Annotated in this window: 4 protein-coding genes; 2 read left to right on the top strand and 2 right to left on the bottom strand. The window is 36.9% G+C overall.

Going from position 1 to position 2884, the window contains the following annotated elements; all coding sequences use genetic code 11:
- Positions 1-119 precede the first annotated feature (119 nt).
- A complete protein-coding gene (locus tag V7659_RS15210) occupies positions 120-1400 on the top strand; it encodes an ArsB/NhaD family transporter (protein ID WP_335540716.1) in 1281 nt (426 codons plus the stop codon).
- Between the two features lie 10 nt (positions 1401-1410).
- Positions 1411-1689, top strand: a complete 279-nt coding sequence (locus V7659_RS15205) for a hypothetical protein (protein WP_335540715.1) — start codon at positions 1411-1413, stop codon at positions 1687-1689.
- A 99-nt stretch (positions 1690-1788) separates the two neighbouring features.
- Here V7659_RS15205 and larC read toward each other — a convergent pair whose 3' ends face one another.
- Together larC and V7659_RS15195 are read right to left on the bottom strand one after the other, a co-directional pair.
- Positions 1789-2265, bottom strand: a complete 477-nt coding sequence (gene larC, locus V7659_RS15200; RefSeq protein ID WP_335540714.1) for a nickel insertion protein — start codon at positions 2263-2265, stop codon at positions 1789-1791.
- Positions 2266-2335: 70 nt separating this feature from the next.
- A partial coding sequence (locus V7659_RS15195) for a LarC family nickel insertion protein (protein ID WP_335540713.1) occupies positions 2336-2884 on the bottom strand: 549 nt, incomplete at its 5' end.

Here is a 2884-nt window from a genome sequence, read left to right as displayed (position 1 = left end):
TATATAAAATAAAGGTAATAATATAAATGGTGTTTTTATTGGGGGAGTCTGTCAAACAGGCTCCTTTTTGTCATTTTTTTAAAATGGACCATTTAAATCTTGGGAGAAGAGGTTACTACATGTCAACACAAGCATTAATCGCACTAGGTGTATTCCTAATTACCTATGCCTTTATCGTCACTGAAAAGATCCATCGTACGATTATCGCCATGTGCGGCGGAATTATGATGGTATTACTAGGAATTGTCGGGCAGGAAAAAGCGCTTCACCATATCGACTTCAATACACTCGGATTATTGACCGGTATGATGATCATCGTTGCCATAACTTCAGAGACAGGTCTGTTCAAATACATAGCTATTTGGTCAGCAAAAAAAGTGAAAGGTGATCCATTAAAAATATTGTTGGTGCTCGGGACTATTACTGCCTTGGGGTCAGCCTTTTTAGATAATGTAACAACGGTACTATTAATGGTTCCAGTTACTTTCAGTATCACAAGACAATTACGGGTTAATCCGATTCCCTTTTTAATAACCGAAGTTATTGCCTCGAATATAGGTGGAACTTCCACACTGATAGGCGACCCGCCGAATATCATGCTCGGCAGCGCCGTAAAAGAACTTACCTTTATGGCATTTATTAATAATTTAACAGCAATAACATTCTTTATCTTATTTGTTAATATTGGGATCTTAGCATTTATTTATCGAAAGCAGCTTCGAACAACGGATGATTTAAAGGCCAATTTAATGGACTTAGATGAAAAAGAAGAAATAACAGATACCAAGTTACTAATTAAATCTTTAACTGCTCTCTCGTTAACTATTTTGGGTTTTTTCCTGCATCAGCTTTTTCATATTGAATCTGCTACCGTCGCCTTAGCTGGTGCCTTCCTGCTGCTTCTATTAACAGGAGAAAAGTATTTAGATAAAGCATTTTTAAAAGTAGAATGGACAACCATATTCTTCTTTATCGGCCTGTTTGTATTGGTATCAGGATTGATCGAAACAGGGATAATTTCGTTATTAGCAGATTACTCTGTACACCTAACTGGAGGGGATGTTACATCCACATCGATCTTAATTCTCTGGGTTAGTGCAATTGCTTCAGCATTTATTGATAATATTCCGTTTGTTGCCACCATGATTCCAATGATAAAAGATATGGGGGAACTTGGCATTACTAATTTAGAACCTCTTTGGTGGAGTTTATCTTTAGGTGCATGTCTTGGCGGAAATGGCACATTAATTGGAGCAAGCGCCAATGTAATTGTGGCAGGTCTTGCCGCGAAGGAAGGCCATCCTATTACATTTGGAAAATTCATGTTGATTGCCTTTCCATTAATGATTTTATCAATTATTATTTGTACGGTTTACATATATTTAAGATATCTAATTTAGGAGGGGTATAATGAAAGTAGCGTATAAATATAACGAACAGTTTCTCGAGCTAAAAGAAACTCTAAACGGCGATGATTTTGAATTTACACTTACTTTTGTTGATAACAAATGGAAGAAAAAAATCGAAGAAATTCGTGAGTATTTTGATACAAATGACATCCTAACTGACATCCATTTTTATATTCATCCGAATAATAGGTTTCAAATAATCGTTAGAAAAGACTTTTATAATGAATTTATCATCCAGTTGTTTAAACAACAAATAGTTGAAGAGATAATATGGGTTTAAAAAATGGCTGCCATTATTCTGAATGGCAGCCATTTTTATACTCCAAATCTATTAACATTTATCTACGAAACTTTCTTAAAATGAGGTGAGACTTTGGGCTTATTCTTCTCTTCCCAAACCCTTCCAAACCATCTCGTAAACCTTTTTCACGGGAATGTCATGAAGTCGTGCAATACTTTTACATTCTTCAAACTCCGGAGCACATTGCACAACTTGTCCATTATACATACCTTCTTTTACTGTCACAGGCCCCCACTCAGTAATAACTTTCCTAAACACTCTTTCTAACCGGTGTACGGTTAAAGGATAATAGCGTATTCCTAGTGTGGTAGTTTCCTTAAAAAGAATTTCCTTCATTGTATTTATATGTTTCTGTGAACAAAGTAGTTGAAGTAATACGCCTGGTCTATTTTTTTTCATATAAATCGGTGTATAGAAGACATCATTAGCGCCAGCCTCAAATAACAAGTCCATCACATAGCCAAGCCATTCTCCAGGAATATCATCGAGATTAACTTCCATTTTGATCATATGATCATCAATATGCTCATTACTGGGAGGAAGATGAGAGACCATTAAATCACTTCCTTTCTTTTCAAAAAGAGACATTAGATATCAAAAAAGGACGTCCGCTTAAAGGTTTATTTTATTCCTCTCCAATGACGACACGGAGCACATTGGGATGATTTTTAAAGGTCTTCGTTCCAGCACCATAACCAATGGATGTAACCTTCATGGATGGTATCGGGCAATATTCTTCTGCCAATACTGCAACAATCGCTGCCCCCGTTGGAGTGGTGAGCTCGAAGCGAATGTCAGATTGTTCAATTGGTACACCTTTTAAAATTTCAAGAGTGGCCGGTGCAGGTACAGGATAAATACCATGATCAATATGGATACGACCTGTGCCCACAGGAATGGGCGATGATTTAATTACGTCTATTTCTAATTGATGAATTAAGATAGCTGCACCGATAATGTCAATAATCGAATCTACTGCCCCTACTTCGTGAAAATGGACCTTCTCTAAGGGAATTCCATGGATATGTCCTTCCGCTTCACCAATTCTTTTAAAGATTTTTAATGCTGTATTTTTCACAGGCTCAACAAAACCTGCCCCTTCAATTAAAGCAACAATGTCTTTATAAGCCCGGTGTTCATGGTGGTGATGCTGGACATTTCCATGGCTATGATG

Source organism: Neobacillus drentensis (genome assembly GCF_036966985.1).
In the GTDB taxonomy this organism is placed as follows: domain Bacteria; phylum Bacillota; class Bacilli; order Bacillales; family Cytobacillaceae; genus Neobacillus; species Neobacillus drentensis_E.
This window is presented reverse-complemented; position numbering and strand designations above follow the sequence as displayed.

Excerpts from the sequence above, each read along its gene's own strand:
- V7659_RS15210 (WP_335540716.1), top strand. The coding sequence starts at position 120 with ATGTCAACACAAGCATTAATCGCACTAGGTGTATTCCTAATTACCTAT.
- V7659_RS15205 (WP_335540715.1), top strand. The coding sequence starts at position 1,411 with ATGAAAGTAGCGTATAAATATAACGAACAGTTTCTCGAGCTAAAAGAA.
- larC (WP_335540714.1), bottom strand. The coding sequence starts at position 2,265 with ATGGTCTCTCATCTTCCTCCCAGTAATGAGCATATTGATGATCATATG.